We start from the raw sequence: 16,586 nt of genomic DNA, 5'->3' as shown, positions 1-16,586 counted from the left end.
CTGGTTTGATTGAATGCTTACAGCAAATCGTACTGCTTGAGTTTCTTGCGCAGCGTGCCTCGGTTCAACCCGAGCAGCTCGCTGGCCTTGGTCTGGTTGCCCTTGACGTAGTTCATCACGCACTCGAGCAGGGGCGCCTCGACTTCGGAGAGCACCAGGTTGTACACATCCGTGACGGCAGCGCCCTCAAGGTGGGCGAAATAATTGTGCAGCGCCTTCTCGACACTCCCGCGAAGGGTCTGACCTTCTTCGCTCGGCGTATTGAGGTGCTGTTTCAAATTCACGTTGTCGCTCACGGGTGTTGTTCCACTCACTAAAGTCTCGGTCATCATCGTCATGCGGCCACCCCTTCTCCGTCCCCTGTCAGGCTCTTGTAACGTTCGGCGAAGAAGCCCTGAACGTTGGCGCATTGTGCTTCCGTATCTTCCAAACGATTGAAGTGGGCGCGAAACTCCCTGGCGCCCGGCAAGGTTGCGAGATACCAGCCCACATGCTTTCGAGCGATACGGACGCCCATCACGTCTCCATAGAAGACGTGCAGTGCAGCCAGATGCTCTAGCAGAATGCGTTCCACCTCGATCAATTCCAGCGCCGGGAGTTTTTCGCCAGTACGCAGGAAATGATCGATCTCACGAAAAATCCACGGCCGCCCCTGGGCGGCCCGGCCTACCAGCAGGCCATCGGCACCGGTCGCATCGAGCACGTACCGGGCCTTCTCGGGTGAATCGATGTCGCCGTTGGCAAAGACCGGCATCGACACCGCCTGCTTGATCGCGGCAATGGTGTCGTACTCGGCTTCACCGGTGTACAGGTCGGCACGGGTGCGGCCATGAACCGCCAACGCCGTAATGCCCGCTTGCTCGGCGATCTTCGCCACCGTCAGACCGTTCTTGTTGTCCCGGTCCCAGCCGGTGCGGATCTTCAAGGTGACCGGCACATCAACCGCAGCCACGACGGCTTGCAGGATCTCGGTCACCAATGCTTCATCCTTCAACAGCGCGGAACCGGCGGCCTTGTTGCAGACCTTCTTCGCCGGACAGCCCATGTTGATGTCAATAATCTGTGCGCCCAGTTCGACGTTCGCCCGGGCCGCATCCGCCAGCATCTGTGCATCACCCCCGGCGATCTGGACCGAGCGGGGCTCGGGATCACCTTCGTGGATCATGCGCATCCGCGATTTGCGGGTGTTCCACAAGCTCATGTCGCTGGTGACCATTTCCGAGACTACAAGCCCTGCGCCCAGTCGCTTGCACAGCTGACGAAAGGGCTGGTCGGTGACGCCCGCCATGGGGGCGAGGATCAAGCCGTTGTGCAATGTATATGGACCGATGCGTACCGCCGACATAGGACTTCCCTGTTGTGGGGCCGGATCATGAGAGTTCGAAAAAGGGTTGGCATGATACCCGCTCTCGATGACTGGATAAAGGCTGAATTGAACAAAATCTGAACAGTAATTCTGTTATCGCCAGCGGTTTGGTATGAGCGGTCAAAGTCAGAAATATGCCGTCAATGCCGTAACACTGAAGCGTTTCACTCGGGCGAATGAAAGCTCAGGCTGTAATTCACCGCTTTGGAGCCTGGATCAAGGATATCCAGTGCGATGTGGATCGGCGTTTGCGGCGGCATCTCTGCCAGGCCTTCGAGGTCGCCGTTGAGGTACTCGCCGGGTTTGAAGCGCCGGCTGGCGATCAGGTGGCCGTTAAGGTCGGCGAAGCGCAGTTCCAGCAGCGGGAAGGGCTGGGAGAAGGGCGCGCGGTTGTAGATGATCGCATCGACCACCAGTGCACCGTTGAACTCAGGGTGACTGCGGACCACCAGGTTGCTGCTTTTGATTTTCGCGATATCAACTTTCGATGGCACCGTGCAGCCGACTTGCGGGCACAGTTGCTGGAACCATGGACGGTATTGATCCTGGCGCGCCAGTTCGTCGAAGTGGTAAGCGATGTATTGGCCGGCGAGAGCACCGGCACCGATCAGGACCAGCAGCAGCCAGAAAAGCCGTCGGCCCCAGGGGGAGCGACGTTTTTGCCAATCCAGTTGCAGCGGATCGTCGGTCAGGTCCTGCAGGGCGTCGGCACGTTCGGTCGACTCGCTGCGTTCGTGTCGCTTGCGCAGAGGGGCAATCGGGGGCAGGTCGTCGTCAGGTGCATCGGTTGCCGACAGGCGATCATGGTGCAGGGGCGTGTCGAGCGGATCATTCAGGCGCAGTTGCGGCACCTGGGGTTCGTCGTCCAGATCAACCGGTTCCAGCGAGAATGACGGTTCGGTGCGCGAGTGCTTGCTCGGTACTGGCTGCGTTTCCCGTGGTTCGGCTTCGACCGCCTGGGCACGATCGGCCGCCGATTCGCTGAAGAGGCTGTCGGACCAGGGTTCATCGTCGTGCTCGACAGAGTCGCGGCGAGCACTGAGACCGTTTTCGCGGTGCTGGCCGAATTCCGTGGTGGGCTGGATTTCCCGCTGTTCGAGCCGGGCGAGTTCTTCGTCCAGGTCCAGGCTGTCCAGATCCATTTCGGCGGCGGACCATTGCTTTTGGCTGATGGCGCGCTGTACCGGCGGTTCGACAATGGCCGGGGCTACCGGCTGGACAGTTTCCTTGGCGCCCCGTTGCTCAAGCAGCTGCTTGGCGGCGTTGAACACCTGCAAGCACGAGCCGCAACGAACCACTCCACGGGCCACGCTCAATTGAGCATGGCTGACGCGGAAGCTGGTTTGGCAATGCGGGCACTGGGTGACGAAGCTGTCGGTCATGCGGCGATCCGGTTTATGCAGGCGTTCATTCTAGCGCCGACGGCCAGTGATGCGCACCCAGCCATCGCGATTGGCGATCGGGTCCAGATCGAAGTCTTGAGCGTAGGCTTTGGCGACTTCTTCGCCTTGCTCGGCGAGGATGCCCGACAACGCCAGACGACCGCCAGGCTTGACCAGGCTGGACAATTGCGGCGCCAGGGACACCAGCGGTCCGGCCAGAATGTTGGCCACCAGCACATCGGCTTGAACCTGTGGCAGATCTTCCGGCAGGTACAGCGGGAAGAGCGCGTCGGCAATATTGTTGCGCCCGGCGTTGTCGCGGGAAGCTTCCAGCGCCTGCACGTCGATGTCGGTGCCGACGGCTTCCTTGGCGCCCAGCAGCAGGGCGGCAATCGCCAAAATCCCCGAGCCGCAACCGAAGTCGAGGACGTGGCAGTCCTTGAGGTCCTGACCATCGAGCCATTCCAGGCACAGTGCAGTGGTCGGGTGGGTGCCGGTGCCGAACGCCAGGCCCGGGTCGAGCAGAATGTTCACAGCGTCGGGTTCAGGGGCAGCGTGCCAGCTTGGGACGATCCACAGGCGTTGACCGAAGCGCATTGGCTGGAAGTCGTCCATCCAGCTGCGTTCCCAGTCCTGGTCTTCGATGACTTCGCTGTGATGCTCGGGCAGCGGGCTGCCGGTCAGCAACTCAAGATGAGCCAGCACACTGGCCGCTTCAGTGCCGCCTTCGAACAGGGCCAGCAGATGAGTGTGCGACCATAACGGCGTGGTGTTGAGTTCAGGTTCGAAGATCGGCTGATCTTCGGCGTCCATGAACGTCACCGACACGGCGCCCACTTCAAGGAAAGCGTCTTCGTAGGTTTCGGCTTGTTCTGGGCTGATGGCGAGACGGACTTGCAGCCAAGGCATGGCGGGCACCTTTGAAAAATATTGATTGCAGCCTAGCGGGCTGCGAGAAGCGCGCAAGTTTACGCGAGCGCGCGGCAGAAGACGACAAGGCCGACACTGGTATGCAGTTTGTAGGAGCGAGGCTTGCCCGCGAAGCGCGATGACGCGGTGATGCGGTGAGTCTGCAATACCTCGGCGTATGGTTTGCGGGCAAACCTCGCTCCTGCAGGAGTTGTAACCTCCAGAAACAACAAAGCCGCCCGAAGGCGGCTTTGTTGGACGGGCTAAAGCTTAATGCTTGTCGCCAGCCAGCTTGTGTTCCAGGTAGTGGATGTTGATACCACCTTTGCAGAAGCCTTCATCGCGGACCAGGTCGCGGTGCAGCGGGATGTTGGTCTTGATCCCGTCGACAACGATTTCGTCCAGCGCATTGCGCATGCGCGCCAATGCTTCGTCACGGGTTGCGCCGTAGGTGATCAGCTTGCCGATCAACGAATCGTAGTTCGGCGGAACGGCATAACCGCTGTACAGGTGCGAATCGACGCGAACGCCGTTGCCGCCTGGAGCGTGGAAATGCTTGACCGTGCCTGGGCTCGGCATGAAGGTTTTCGGGTCTTCGGCGTTGATCCGGCATTCCAGGGCATGGCCGCGGATAACCACGTCTTCCTGGGTGTACGACAGCTTGTTGCCAGCGGCGATGCTGAGCATCTCCTTGACGATGTCGATGCCAGTGACCATTTCCGAAACCGGGTGCTCAACCTGAACGCGGGTGTTCATTTCGATGAAATAGAACGCGCCGTTCTCGTACAGGAACTCGAAAGTACCCGCGCCACGGTAGTTGATGTCGATGCAAGCCTTGACGCAGCGTGCGAGGACTTCAGCCCGTGCCTTCTCATCGATGCCCGGTGCCGGCGCTTCTTCGAGAACCTTCTGGTGACGACGTTGCAGCGAGCAATCGCGGTCGCCCAGATGGATGGCGTGACCCTGGCCGTCGGAAAGCACCTGGACTTCCACGTGACGTGGGTTAGTCAGGAATTTTTCCAGATAGACCATCGGGTTACCGAACGCCGCGCCTGCTTCGGTGCGGGTCAGTTTGGCGAAGGAGATCAGGTCTTCTTCTTTATGCACAACGCGCATGCCGCGACCACCACCGCCGCCAGCGGCTTTGATGATCACCGGGTAACCGACTTCGCGACCGATGCGCAAAGCGGTTTCTTCGTCTTCAGGCAACGGGCCGTCGGACCCCGGAACGGTTGGAACGCCAGCAGCGATCATGGCGTGCTTGGCCGATACCTTGTCGCCCATCAGGCGAATGGTGTCGGCTTTCGGGCCAATGAACGCGAAGCCGGAGTTCTCGACCTGTTCAGCGAAATCAGCGTTTTCCGCAAGGAAACCGTAGCCTGGGTGAATGGCGGTGGCGCCGGTCACTTCGGCCGCGGCGATGATGGCCGGAATGTGCAGGTAAGAGTGGGCGGCCGAGGCCGGACCGATGCAGACGGATTCGTCTGCCAGGCCCAGGTGCATCAGCTCTTTGTCGGCCTTGGAGTAAACGGCGACAGTCTTGATGCCCATCTCTTTGCAGGCACGCAGGATCCGCAGGGCAATCTCACCGCGGTTGGCGATCAGAACTTTTTCCAACTTCGCAGTCATCAAAGTTTCTCCGCGTTTCAAACGATGGTGAACAGCGGTTGGTCGTACTCAACCGGCTGGCCGTCTTCGACGAGGATGGATTCGATCACACCGCTGGTTTCAGCTTCGATGTGGTTCATCATCTTCATGGCTTCGACGATGCACAGAGTGTCGCCTTTCTTCACGGTCTGGCCGACTTCAACGAAGGACGGCGAGCTTGGCGAAGATTTGCGATAGAAGGTGCCGACCATCGGCGAACGGGCAACGGTGCCGTTCAGCACTGGCGCGACGGGAGCCGCAGGCGCTGCAGCGGCAACCGGAGCAGCAGCCACTGGCGCAGGCGCCTGTGCATGCATCGGAGCCGGTGCGTAGAACTGCTGAGCCGGGGTCTTGCTATGACGGCTGATGCGTACGGACTCTTCGCCTTCCTTGATCTCGAGCTCGTCGATGCCGGACTCTTCCAGCAGTTCGATCAGTTTCTTAACTTTACGGATATCCATGAATCATCAACTCCCAAGGGTCGGTCAGGGGCGTATAGCTTGTTGTTCAAGCTGTTCCAGGGCGGCCTCCAGGGCCAGTCGATAACCGCTGGCGCCAAGGCCGCAGATCACTCCCACCGCTACGTCGGAGAAGTAAGAGTGATGGCGGAAAGGTTCGCGTTTGTGCACGTTAGACAAATGCACTTCGATGAATGGGATGCTCACCGCCAGCAGCGCGTCACGTAATGCGACACTTGTGTGCGTAAAAGCTGCTGGGTTGATCAGAATGAAGTCCACACCTTCGCCTTTTGCGGCGTGGATGCGGTCAATCAATTCGTACTCGGCGTTGCTTTGCAGGTACAGCAGATGATGGCCGGCTTCACGGGCACGGCGTTCCAGGTCCTGGTTGATCTGCGCCAGTGTCGTAGCGCCATAGGTGCCCGGTTCGCGGGTGCCGAGCAAGTTCAGGTTGGGTCCGTGCAGAACCAATAGCGTCGCCATCTGCTGTTCCTTGTTATCTGTGTGCAGTTGTCAGAACCCGGCGACTATGCCGCAAAGCCTTTGTGACTGTCCAGTTCTATGCAAAAGCCAGCACGATGGCCGATGTTTGCGCGAAATATGTGACCGGCCTGTTAAATCCGGTCATTTGCTTTCGCAACACGTTCGGCGAAGTCTGTCGCGCTGATCTCGCCGATCACTCGCACATCGGCGCGTTCGACACCGTCCTTGCCGAAAAACATCAGGGCCGGAGGGCCGAACAGTTTGTAGCGATCGAGCAGGGCACGTTGTTCGGCGTTGCTGGCAGTGATATCGAAACGCACGAGGCGATAGCCTTTCAGACGTTCGATGACGGTGGCGTCGTTGAGCACTTCGCGTTCGATGACTTTGCAGCTGATGCACCAGTCGGCGTACCAGTCGAGCAGCAGCGGGGTGTTGGCGGATTTGGCCTCGGCGAGGACGCGATCCAGGTCTGCCGGAGTGCTGATGGTTTGCCAGGCGCTGGTGTTTTGCGGCTGTTCGGTGCCGGCAATGATGCGCGGTTGGCCAATCGGGTTGAACGGGTCGGTCTGCCCGCTGAACGCCCCGAACCAACAGGCCAGTGCGTAAAACAGCAGAAACATCCCGAGCAGTTGGCCGAGGCGTTTTCGTGGCGGTTTGTAGACGAATTCCAGCGCGCCCATGAACAAGCCGACGCCACCGGCCAGCAAACCGATCAGCAGCAAGGTGATTTGCCCCGGCAATACGCGACTGACCAGCCCGATTGCCAATCCCAGCAACAACACGCCAATGGCATTTTTTACATAGACCAGCCACGGCCCGCTTTTCGGCAGCCAGGCTGCGCCGCCGGTGGCCACGAGTAACAACGGCGCCCCCATGCCGAGGCCGAGCATGAACAGTTTCAAGCCTCCCCCCAGTGCATCGCCGCTGGCGCTGATATAAAGCAATGCACCGGCCAGCGGCGCCGATACGCAAGGCGACACCAGCAGGCTGGACACCACGCCCAGGACCGCGGCGCCCCATAACGAACCGCCTTCGGTACGCCCGGCGATCCGGTCCAGGCGACTGCTGATGGCATGTGGCAGCTTGAGTTCGAACACGCCAAACATCGCGAGGGCAAACACCGCAAAAAACATCGCGAACGGCACCAGCACCCACGCCGATTGCAGACGCGCCTGAAGGTTGAGCTGGGCGCCGAACATTCCCATCAACGCACCCAGCAGGGCGAAGCAGGCGGCCATGGGCAGTACATACGCGAGCGACAGATTGAAACCGCGCAACCCACCGATCTGGCCGCGCAACACCACGCCGGAGAGGATCGGCAGCATCGGCAGTACGCACGGGGTGAAGGTCAGGCCCAGACCCGCAAGGAAGAACAAGGCGAGCTCGCGCCAGCTCCAGCTCTGGGCCGTGGCGGGCGTCGTTGCGCCAATGCCATCTATGTTCAGTCGTTCGGTTTCGGGCGGATAACACAGGCCTTTGTCGGCGCAGCCCTGATAGGTCACGGCCAGCGTGAAGGCGCGGGGATCGGTGCGCGGCACTTCGACGTCGAGCACGCCGTGATAGACCTCGACGTCGCCAAAGTACTCATCGTGCTTTTGTTCGCCCTTGGGCAATTGCGCCGCGCCAAGGCCAACTTCGGCCGGTTCGGCGCGAAACTGAAAGCGGTGTCGATAGAGGTAGTAACCCTCTGTGGCGACAAAACGCAGCTTGATCGATTGCGGCGTGCTGTCGACCAGGCTCAGCTGAAATGCCTCGCGCACCGGCAGGAAGTCGGCACTGTTGTTGATCGAGCCCAGGGTGGAACTGGGTCGACTCTCCAGCAACCCGGCGGCGTTTGCCGGCAGGGCGAGCACTAAAAGCAGCAGGCAGAGCAAACGGCGCATGACAATCTCGCGTATCGGAATTGGGGGCATGATAGCGGACAGTCGCGCGGATTGCCCCGCCCCTGTAGGCGCGAGGCTGTCCCGCGAAGGACGATGACGCGGTTTGCCTGAATGACCGCATCGAATGGTTCGCGGGCAAGCCTCGCTCCTGCGGGGCATGGCGGTCTATCAGACGCGGAAAGCTTGAACGGCGGTATGCAAGCGTGCGCCCAACACCAGCAGGTTCTCCCCTTGTACGCGCCCCTCGCCAATGCGCAACAAATTATCCCCACCCAGCTTGTGGATACGTTCGCTGTGATCACGGATCTCACTGACCGCACCACTCTGCTGCGCAGTGACATCGGCAATGCGCACGGCGGTGTCGGAAATGGTCTGGATCGCCCCGACGATTTTATCCAATGCACCGTCGGCAGCCTGAGCCTGATTGGCCGTGGCTTCGGCGTGTTCGACCTGGGCGCGCATGCCTTCCACCGATTGCCGCGCGGCGGTTTGCAGGCCGGCGATCAAGGTCTGGATCTCTGCGGTGGCCCCGGCCGTGCGTTGCGCCAACGAGCGAACCTCTTCCGCCACCACCGCAAACCCACGACCCATTTCCCCGGCGCGGGCGGCTTCGATGGCGGCGTTCAGGGCCAGCAGGTTGGTCTGGTCGGCAATCGAGCGGATGACCGTCAGAACGCCGCCGATGGTCGCCGATTCTTCTGCCAGGTGTTCGATCATCTGCGCATTGCCTTGCACTTCACCCACCAGCGCATGCAGGCCGGTGAGGCTCAGGCCGATAACTTTCTGGCCATGCTCGACCGCGATTCCGGCATGACGACTGGCGTCGGCGGCCTGGCTGGCATCGCCAGCAACTTGTTGGATCGTTGCTTCCAGTTCGCCGAGAGAATCGCGGATCAGCGCGGTGTCGCCGGCCTGATGTTCGGCGCCGCTGTGCAAGTCGTTGCTCAACTCGGCCAAAGTGCGGCTACTGCCGGCGACCTGCTCGGCATTGAGACGAATAGTCCCGACCAGGTCCGCCAGGTACGCGCGCAAGCGGTTGAGCGAGGCTTCAATGTCGTGCAGTTCGCGATTGGTCTTGCCCAATTGAATTTCCTGGCTGAAGTCGCCTTCGGCCCAGGTCGACAGGGCCGGAGCGAGGTTGGTCAGTGTCCGGGCCAGCTTGCGTTGCAAGGTGTCGATCAACAAGGCGATCAGCAGAATCAGGCCGATCATCACGCCCTGCATCAAGCGTACTTCGCCCTGGATCTGCCCGTGCTGGGCGCGGACCACCGGCTCCAGTCCGGCAATGGCCTGCTGTACGTCGGCGATCTTCAGGTGCGTCGCGGTGCTGAGGTCGGTGCGTTTCTGGATTTGCTCGCGAGTGCGCGCCAGTTCAGCGGGGTAACGCGTCAGCAAGCTGTTGAGTTCCCGTTTGAGGGCGACACCGGCATCTTCGGCGACGGTTTTTTCGGTGTTCTCCAGCCCCATCATCGCGGCGAAATCATCGGTGCCGGATTCGCTGCTGGCGGCCACCCCGAGCAGCGGCAAGGCGCCTATCAGCTCGGCCTGCGCACGAATGCTGGCGACTTCGCGTTCGACATCGGCGGCCAGTTCACTGCGACCGCTGCTGACCAGTTTGTCCCGCGCCAGCGACAGTTTACCCAGGTGCTGGGACGCGGCGAGCAAGGGAGCGAGGTACGCTGCGTTCCCGCTGGCGTATTGGCTGAGCTGATCGAGGCTGGCGCCGAGTTCACGTTCAGCTTGCAGCAGCAAGGCTTGAGGGTCCCCGGCAAGTTTGCCGGCAGCCAGCAGGTCGGTCTTGCTGAATTCACTCAGGTTCGACAGGCTCGGACGCAAGGTGTCGGCCAGGGCTGGCGGTAATTCACCGAGTTCCTTTTGCAGGCTGTCGATGGCCTGGCTGGCGCTGCTCAGGCGCAGGGCATCGCCGCTGGCGAGATAATCCTCGACGTTGCGCGCCACTTCATTTTGAAATTGCTGGGACAAACCGAGGTAACGCTCCATCAGCAGATAGGGGCGTTCGAGGGCTTTTTGCGACCACCAGAGCGTCGCGCCAAGGGCCACGCACACGGCGACTAAAAGGAGGGTGTTGAGATTGGTCAGCAGCTTCAGGCGCATCGCGGGTCTACCAACGGCAGAATGGTAAGCGCCTGAAGTTATTGCGTTTCTGTTACAGGGTTATGACCGAATGGGTCCATTCCGATGAAAAAGTGGCACTTTGCTTTGACGTCCGCGCAGCCTGCACGCGGTTACGTCCACCGTCCTTGGCGCGGTACAGCGCTTCGTCCGCCTGGCTGGCCATCATCAGGCTGTCGGAGTGGTCGCACAGCTCCACCACTCCGGCGCTGAACGTGCACCACAAATCCTGGGGCTGGGCCGGGTAGTGGATTTCGGCAAACCGCTGACGGATTTCATCGAGCACTCTGTGGGCCGCTTCGAGATCGGTGTCCGGCATGACGATGGCGAATTCCTCGCCACCGTAGCGGCCGATGAAATCTGTTTTGCGCAACCGCTGCTTGAGAAACAGCGCCAGGCTCTTGATGACCCGGTCGCCCATGGGGTGGCCGTGGCTGTCGTTGACCCGTTTGAAGTGGTCGATGTCGAGCATCGCAAAACTCAACGGCTTGCTCTCGCGGCGGGCGCGGAAGCTGCAGTCCTCGAGCAATTGCAGGATGTGGGTGTGGTTGTACAAACCGGTCAGGCTGTCGCGCACCATCCGTGCTTTCAGATTGCGTGCCCGCGCCGCGCGGTTGCGCACAGTGGTGATCAGGTGCCGCGGCTTGATCGGTTTGGTCAGGAAGTCGTCGCCGCCTTCGCTCATGGCGTCGAGTTGCTTGTCCAGATCATCTTCGGCGGACAGGTAAATGATCGGTACGCTCACGTAGCGGTCGTTGTGCCGGATCACCTTGGCCAGTTCCGTGCCGGTGCAGGTCGGCATGTACATGTCGAGGATGATCAGGTCCGGCTGAAAGTCCGCCAGTTCGGCCATGGCCTGAATCGGGTCGATCAGGGTGCGCGTGACGATTCCGGCGCTGTTCAGCAGGCGCTCGGTGTGCAAGGCCTGGGCGCGGGAGTCGTCGATGATCAGCACTTTATAAGGTTCGTACTGGGCGACACAGGTCAGGACTTCGATCTTCTCCAGCAGGCTTGAGGCTTCGAGGGTGCCGGTGAGAAACTCCTGGCCACCGGCGCGCACGGCGGCGAGGCGGGTGGGAGTGTCTGTTTCGAGCAAGCTGAAGAACAACAGCGGTAAAGGCTCATCCAGTCCGACCTGGGCTTCGGCGGCCAGTTTCAGGCCGATGCCGGCGCCACTGAAGTCCACGTCCATGACGATGGCGGCGGGCAGGCGCTCGATCATAGAGGAGCGAAACGCCGCAACGCTGTCCAGGGATTGGGCGCTGAGCCCGAAAAACTCCAGCTGCTTGGCCAGGCGCTCGGCGCGGTCGTGATCCTGCAACATCACGTAGATCGGCTTGCGCAGCGGTGGCAGAAAGGTTTGTTCGAGCTGATCGCCGTGGCGCAGGCCGGTGCGCGACAGACGCTGCATCAAGCGATTGAGGTCGGTGATCAGGCCACTGCTCAGGCGTCCGCGATTGGCGTCGACAGCCTCCAGCGACTGGCCGATGTGACGCGCCAGTTGCGTGTGTTCCGGTTGTTCGAAACGTTCGGCAAAGCGCAGCAGGCGCAGGTTGGCCTCGCTCAGTTCCGACAAATCGGTGTTGGACCACTCGCTGCGTTGCAGGCGCTGCCATATCTCAAGAATCTGACGTGCCTGATGAATTACCCGCTGGGCAAAGTGGTGCTTGAGGCGCTCACGGCTGGGGTCTTCTGGCTCGGTCATATCCTGACTACTAGTTAGGGTGCATGCTGAGATCGACTGGTGGCTCTATGCTAGCACCTCTTTTCAATCCCATGAGCATCGTGTGTCAATAATCTGCAAAGCGGCCTTATTCAGTTTCTGACTGGATGGTCGCATAGGCTCGCGGCTGTGCTTCATTTATAGTGGCCCCTGATCGCGGTCATTGTAAGTCCCGCCATTTCCCGCAGGATTTAATGCGCGGCAAACGAGGCACGATGGCGTAGGGTTGTGGTCGAACCGATGAACTCAAGTGATTGAAAGGATATCGCCATGCTGGACTGGAAGAATCGCGCGGGCAGCGCGCCTGAACGTGCCGCTGAACCGAAATCGGCCACCCGCAGTTACGTCGGCGGCCTGTTGTTCAGCCGGGCGCTGGCGACGCTGATTGGCCTTTACCTGCTGGTGACGATCGGGCTGGGCTGGTATTGGAGCCAGGAGCCGGCACTGTTCCCGGTTCAACAGAATGCGCAAGTGGCGGCCGAGAAAGAAGGCAAGCAAATGGTGGTCGGGTACACCACGGTGGAAACCCTCAAGACTGTCGCTGGTACATTGCTGAGCAAGCCAGGTGGCTATATTTCCAACGACCGTTTCCCGCCGGGTCTGTGGATGGACAATACGCCGAGCTGGGAATATGGCGTGCTGGTCCAGGTTCGCGACCTGAGTCGTGCAATGCGTAAGGACTTCGCCCGTTCCCAGTCGCAGTCCACCGAAGACGCTGACCTGGCCAAGGCCGAGCCGCGTTTCAACTTCGACAACAAGAGCTGGGTGCTGCCCTCCAGTGAGTCCGAATATCAGGAAGGCATCAATTCCCTGAGCCGTTACCAGGCACGCCTGTCCGATCCGAGTCAGAAAAGTGCGCTGTTCTATGCCCGCGCCGACAACCTGAACAACTGGCTGGGCGATGTCGGCACCCGTCTGGGTTCGCTGTCGCAACGGCTGTCGGCCAGCGTGGGCCGAGTCAAGCTCAACACCGCGCTGAAAACCGAAGTCCTGGCGCCGGGTCAGGTGCCACAGGTCGATGAAGAAATCGTCGAAACCCCGTGGATGCAGATCGATAACGTGTTCTATGAAGCCCGCGGCCAGGCTTGGGCGCTGTCCCATTTGCTGCGCGCCATCGAAGTCGATTTCGCCGATGTGCTGGCCAAGAAGAACGCCACGGTCAGCGTGCGTCAGATCATTCGTGAGCTGGAAGCCTCGCAAGAGCCGGTCTGGAGCCCGATGATCCTCAACGGCAGCGGCTTCGGTGTGCTGGCCAACCATTCGCTGGTCATGGCCAACTACATCTCCCGTGCCAACGCGGCAGTGATCGATCTGCGTCAATTGCTCAATCAGGGCTGAGTCATGGTCGATAACGCCAAAGAGGCTGCCCATCGCGCGGCCTCGGATGCCGAACACATCGCCTGGGTCGACGAACAGGACAACCTGCTCGGCGCCCTGGTCCGTTCCGACCTGCGCGAGCGGGGGCTGATCGGGCGTGGCACCTACATCATGCTGTTCAACTCGGTCGGTGAACTGTGCGTTCACCGTCGAACCCTGAGCAAAGCCATTTACCCCGGTTACTGGGATGTGGCGGCGGGCGGCATGGTGCTCGCCACCGAGACGTACGTCGAATCGGCTGCCCGTGAGCTGGAAGAAGAGTTGGGCGTGAGCGGTGTGGAATTGACCGCCCATGATCACTTCTTCTTCGAGGACACCGGCAATCGTCTCTGGTGTTCGGCGTTTTCGGCGGTGTGGGACGGCCCGTTGATCCTGCAACCGGAAGAGGTGCTTGAAGCGCGTTTCATCCCCATCGAGCAGGTCATGCTGGAAATCCAGCAAAAGCCTTATTGCCCGGACTCCCTGGCCGCGTTGAAGCGTTATCTGTGCGCCCTTGGGAAGGGCGTCGCAAAAGAGCAGTAAATTGGCGCCGATTGGCTCTTAGCAAGTCGGCTTTTTGCCGTTACACTGCGCGACCTTTTCAAACTGAGCCAGCGTTGTCTGGCCCAGTAGCGCTGCCCCTGCCTGAGTGGGGCTTCGCGGTCGATGGCAGCTTCCCAAGTTGCCGCGACCAGTCTTTGTCCTCCCAAGAGGATTGCCGGTGGCCAAAAAAGCCGCATCCTTCGCCGCCCTTGGTGGCCTGGTATTTTCCACCGACGCAGGTCGTCATTGCCCGGATTGCAGTAAACCGGTGGACGCCTGCATCTGCAAACAGACCGTTATCCCGGCTGGCGACGGCATCGCTCGCGTGCGTCGCGAAAGCAAGGGGCGTGGCGGCAAGACGGTGACCACCATCACCGGCGTGCCGTTGGCGGAAGAAGCGCTCAAGGACCTGGCCACCACGTTGAAGAAACGCTGTGGCACCGGGGGTGCGTTGAAAGACGGAATCATCGAAATCCAGGGCGATCATGTCGAGCTACTCTTGGCTGAACTGATCAAGCTGGGTTTCAAAGCGAAGAAGTCCGGCGGCTAGCAGCCTCTGTGAAAACCACCCTCGGCTTGATCCAGTCCTGATTCAACTCTGGCCTGGCGTCGTCTACATGGTTTTCACAGAGCCTGTTCTGACCGGTTTCTAAACTCAGCGCTGAATGTGAGGTCTATGGCCCTTGCATGCAGGCTAATCGTCATTTTCATTCTTTAGACTGCGCCGGCCTGAACCCAGGCGACGCTCTATGACTTCTTTATAGGGGACTTCAATGTCCGTACGACGCACACGCAAAGACGATGGCAGCCAATGGACAGTTGCGGACAGCCGCAGTGTTTACGGGATTCGCCATTGGGGGGCCGGGTATTTCGCGATCAATGACGCCGGTCGCGTCGAAGTTCGTCCGAACGGTCCGACCAGTTCGCCTATCGACCTCTTCGAGCAAGTCGACCAGCTGCGCAAAAGCGGCCTGTCCTTGCCGCTGCTGGTGCGTTTCCCTGACATTCTGCAAGACCGCGTGCGTCAGCTGACCGGCGCGTTCGACGCCAACATCGAGCGCCTGGAATACCAGAGCAAGTACACCGCGCTGTACCCGATCAAGGTGAACCAGCAGGAAGCGGTGATCGAAAACATCATCGCCACCCAGGATGTGTCCATCGGCCTGGAAGCCGGCTCCAAGCCTGAGCTGCTGGCCGTATTGGCCCTGGCGCCAAAGGGCGGCACCATCGTTTGCAACGGTTACAAGGACCGCGAGTTCATCCGACTGGCGCTGATGGGCCAGAAGCTGGGCCACAACGTGTTCATCGTGATCGAGAAAGAATCCGAAGTCGGCCTGGTGATCGAAGAAGCCGCCTCGCTGAAGGTCAAGCCTCAAGTCGGCCTGCGCGTGCGTCTGTCGTCCCTGGCCTCAAGCAAGTGGGCGGACACCGGCGGTGAGAAGTCCAAGTTCGGTCTGTCGGCGGCGCAGCTGTTGTCGGTGGTCGAGCGTTTCCGCGCGGCTGGCCTGGATCAAGGCATTCGCCTGTTGCACTTCCACATGGGCTCGCAGATCGCCAACCTGGCGGACTACCAGCACGGCTTCAAGGAAGCGATTCGTTACTACGGCGAACTGCGTAACCTCGGCTTGCCGGTTGACCACATCGACGTCGGTGGCGGTCTGGGCGTCGACTACGACGGCACGCACTCGCGCAACGCCAGTTCGATCAACTACGACATGGACGATTACGCCGGTGTCGTGGTCGGGATGCTCAAGGAGTTCTGCGATGCGCAGAGCCTGCCGCACCCGAACATCTTCTCCGAAAGCGGCCGCTCGCTGACCGCTCACCACGCCATGCTGGTGGTGCAAGTGACCGACGTCGAGAAGCACAACGACGACGTGCCGAAGATCGACAACAAGGAAGAGCTGCCGGAGACCGTGCAGTGGCTGGTTGACCTGTTGGGCCCGACCGACATCGAGATGGTCACCGAAACCTACTGGCGCGCCACGCACTACATGAGCGATGTGGCCACCCAGTACGCCGATGGCAAGCTGACCCTGGCCGAGAAAGCCCTGGCCGAGCAATGCTACTTCGCCGTGTGCCGTCGCCTGCACAACTCGTTGAAGGCGCGTCAGCGTTCGCACCGTCAGGTGCTCGATGAACTCAACGACAAGCTGGCCGACAAGTACATCTGCAACTTCTCGGTCTTCCAGAGCCTGCCGGACACCTGGGCCATCGGCCAGGTCCTGCCGATTCTGCCGCTGCACCGTCTCGACGAAGAGCCGCTGCGCCGCGCCGTGCTGCAGGATCTGACCTGTGACTCCGACGGCAAGATCAAGCAATACGTCGACGAGCAGAGCATCGAAACCAGTCTGCCAGTCCACGGTTTGAACGAAGGCGAGGACTACCTGCTGGGTATTTTCCTGGTCGGCGCCTACCAGGAAATTCTCGGCGACATGCACAACCTGTTCGGTGACACCGACTCGGTGAACATCTACCAGAACGCCGACGGTAGCGTGTATCACGCGGGTATCGAAACCCACGACACCATCGAAGACATGCTGCGTTACGTGCACTTGTCGCCGGAAGAACTGATGACCCACTACCGCGACAAGTGCGCAAGTGCGCGCATCACTGCCGCCGAGCGCACCCAGTTCCTCGACGCTCTGCGCCTGGGCCTGACCCGTTCGTCTTACCTGTCTTCTTGAGGTAAGGCACTGGTCT

14 protein-coding genes are annotated in these 16,586 nt (G+C 60.6%); 4 read left to right on the top strand and 10 right to left on the bottom strand.

The features are described 5' to 3' along the window. Nucleotides 1-17: 17 nt before the first annotated feature. From fis to gcbA, 10 genes are all read right to left on the bottom strand, one after another. Entirely contained in the window at nt 18-338 is a 321-nt protein-coding gene (fis, locus tag BLU63_RS06780) for a DNA-binding transcriptional regulator Fis (protein ID WP_007907419.1), read from the bottom strand. Then, a complete protein-coding gene (gene dusB / locus BLU63_RS06775; protein WP_010463890.1) occupies nt 335-1,345 on the bottom strand; it encodes a tRNA dihydrouridine synthase DusB in 1,011 nt (336 codons plus the stop codon). The genes fis and dusB overlap by 4 nt, the downstream gene beginning before the upstream one ends. Nucleotides 1,346-1,530: 185 nt before the next feature. Continuing rightward, nucleotides 1,531-2,748, bottom strand: a complete 1,218-nt coding sequence (locus tag BLU63_RS06770) for a DUF3426 domain-containing protein (protein WP_083375137.1) — start codon at nt 2,746-2,748, stop codon at nt 1,531-1,533. Between the two features lie 30 nt (nt 2,749-2,778). Continuing rightward, nucleotides 2,779-3,657, bottom strand: a complete 879-nt coding sequence (gene prmA / locus BLU63_RS06765) for a 50S ribosomal protein L11 methyltransferase (protein WP_010463886.1) — start codon at nt 3,655-3,657, stop codon at nt 2,779-2,781. A gap of 270 nt (nt 3,658-3,927) precedes the next feature. Next, complete coding sequence (accC, locus tag BLU63_RS06760) at nt 3,928-5,286, bottom strand: acetyl-CoA carboxylase biotin carboxylase subunit (protein ID WP_010463885.1); 1,359 nt, start codon at nt 5,284-5,286, stop codon at nt 3,928-3,930. Nucleotides 5,287-5,303: 17 nt separating this feature from the next. Further along, nucleotides 5,304-5,765, bottom strand: a complete 462-nt coding sequence (accB, locus tag BLU63_RS06755; RefSeq protein ID WP_010463882.1) for an acetyl-CoA carboxylase biotin carboxyl carrier protein — start codon at nt 5,763-5,765, stop codon at nt 5,304-5,306. Between the two features lie 24 nt (nt 5,766-5,789). Beyond that, entirely contained in the window at nt 5,790-6,245 is a 456-nt protein-coding gene (gene aroQ / locus BLU63_RS06750) for a type II 3-dehydroquinate dehydratase (protein WP_010463880.1), read from the bottom strand. 131 nt (nt 6,246-6,376) lie between these two features. Beyond that, nucleotides 6,377-8,128 carry a protein-disulfide reductase DsbD gene (locus BLU63_RS06745; RefSeq protein ID WP_010463878.1) on the bottom strand — a complete coding sequence of 584 codons (1,752 nt, stop codon included), beginning with the start codon at nt 8,126-8,128 and terminating at the stop codon, nt 6,377-6,379. A 168-nt stretch (nt 8,129-8,296) separates the two neighbouring features. Next, nucleotides 8,297-9,340 carry a methyl-accepting chemotaxis protein gene (locus BLU63_RS33720; protein WP_370655148.1) on the bottom strand — a complete coding sequence of 348 codons (1,044 nt, stop codon included), beginning with the start codon at nt 9,338-9,340 and terminating at the stop codon, nt 8,297-8,299. Nucleotides 9,341-10,295: 955 nt separating this feature from the next. Further along, nucleotides 10,296-11,966, bottom strand: a complete 1,671-nt coding sequence (gene gcbA, locus BLU63_RS06735) for a diguanylate cyclase GcbA (protein ID WP_010463874.1) — start codon at nt 11,964-11,966, stop codon at nt 10,296-10,298. 288 nt (nt 11,967-12,254) lie between these two features. Here gcbA and BLU63_RS06730 point away from each other — a divergent pair, with 288 nt between their 5' ends. The 4 genes from BLU63_RS06730 to speA all read left to right on the top strand — a co-directional run bounded on the left by BLU63_RS06730 (nt 12,255) and on the right by speA (nt 16,570). Further along, entirely contained in the window at nt 12,255-13,322 is a 1,068-nt protein-coding gene (locus BLU63_RS06730) for a DUF2333 family protein (protein ID WP_010463871.1), read from the top strand. Between the two features lie 3 nt (nt 13,323-13,325). After that, entirely contained in the window at nt 13,326-13,883 is a 558-nt protein-coding gene (locus tag BLU63_RS06725; RefSeq protein ID WP_010463869.1) for an NUDIX hydrolase, read from the top strand. 178 nt (nt 13,884-14,061) lie between these two features. Further along, the gene (locus tag BLU63_RS06720) at nt 14,062-14,433 is read left to right on the top strand and encodes a translation initiation factor Sui1 (RefSeq protein WP_010463867.1); all 372 of its coding nucleotides are present in this window, start codon (nt 14,062-14,064) and stop codon (nt 14,431-14,433) included. A 223-nt stretch (nt 14,434-14,656) separates the two neighbouring features. Continuing rightward, complete coding sequence (gene speA / locus BLU63_RS06715) at nt 14,657-16,570, top strand: arginine decarboxylase (protein WP_010463866.1); 1,914 nt, start codon at nt 14,657-14,659, stop codon at nt 16,568-16,570. The last annotated feature ends 16 nt before the right edge of the window (nt 16,571-16,586 follow it).

Source organism: Pseudomonas mandelii (assembly GCF_900106065.1).
Taxonomy (GTDB): Bacteria; Pseudomonadota; Gammaproteobacteria; order Pseudomonadales; family Pseudomonadaceae; genus Aquipseudomonas; species Aquipseudomonas mandelii.
This window is presented reverse-complemented; position numbering and strand designations above follow the sequence as displayed.

Bases quoted from the DNA above. Each gene is read 5' to 3' on its own strand.
- fis (WP_007907419.1), bottom strand. From the start codon at position 338: ATGACGATGATGACCGAGACTTTAGTGAGTGGAACAACACCCGTGAGC.
- dusB (WP_010463890.1), bottom strand. From the start codon at position 1,345: ATGTCGGCGGTACGCATCGGTCCATATACATTGCACAACGGCTTGATC.
- BLU63_RS06770 (WP_083375137.1), bottom strand. From the start codon at position 2,748: ATGACCGACAGCTTCGTCACCCAGTGCCCGCATTGCCAAACCAGCTTC.
- prmA (WP_010463886.1), bottom strand. From the start codon at position 3,657: ATGCCTTGGCTGCAAGTCCGTCTCGCCATCAGCCCAGAACAAGCCGAA.
- accC (WP_010463885.1), bottom strand. From the start codon at position 5,286: ATGACTGCGAAGTTGGAAAAAGTTCTGATCGCCAACCGCGGTGAGATT.
- accB (WP_010463882.1), bottom strand. From the start codon at position 5,765: ATGGATATCCGTAAAGTTAAGAAACTGATCGAACTGCTGGAAGAGTCC.
- aroQ (WP_010463880.1), bottom strand. From the start codon at position 6,245: ATGGCGACGCTATTGGTTCTGCACGGACCCAACCTGAACTTGCTCGGC.
- BLU63_RS06745 (WP_010463878.1), bottom strand. From the start codon at position 8,128: ATGCGCCGTTTGCTCTGCCTGCTGCTTTTAGTGCTCGCCCTGCCGGCA.
- BLU63_RS33720 (WP_370655148.1), bottom strand. From the start codon at position 9,340: ATGATCGGCCTGATTCTGCTGATCGCCTTGTTGATCGACACCTTGCAA.
- gcbA (WP_010463874.1), bottom strand. From the start codon at position 11,966: ATGACCGAGCCAGAAGACCCCAGCCGTGAGCGCCTCAAGCACCACTTT.
- BLU63_RS06730 (WP_010463871.1), top strand. From the start codon at position 12,255: ATGCTGGACTGGAAGAATCGCGCGGGCAGCGCGCCTGAACGTGCCGCT.
- BLU63_RS06725 (WP_010463869.1), top strand. From the start codon at position 13,326: ATGGTCGATAACGCCAAAGAGGCTGCCCATCGCGCGGCCTCGGATGCC.
- speA (WP_010463866.1), top strand. From the start codon at position 14,657: ATGTCCGTACGACGCACACGCAAAGACGATGGCAGCCAATGGACAGTT.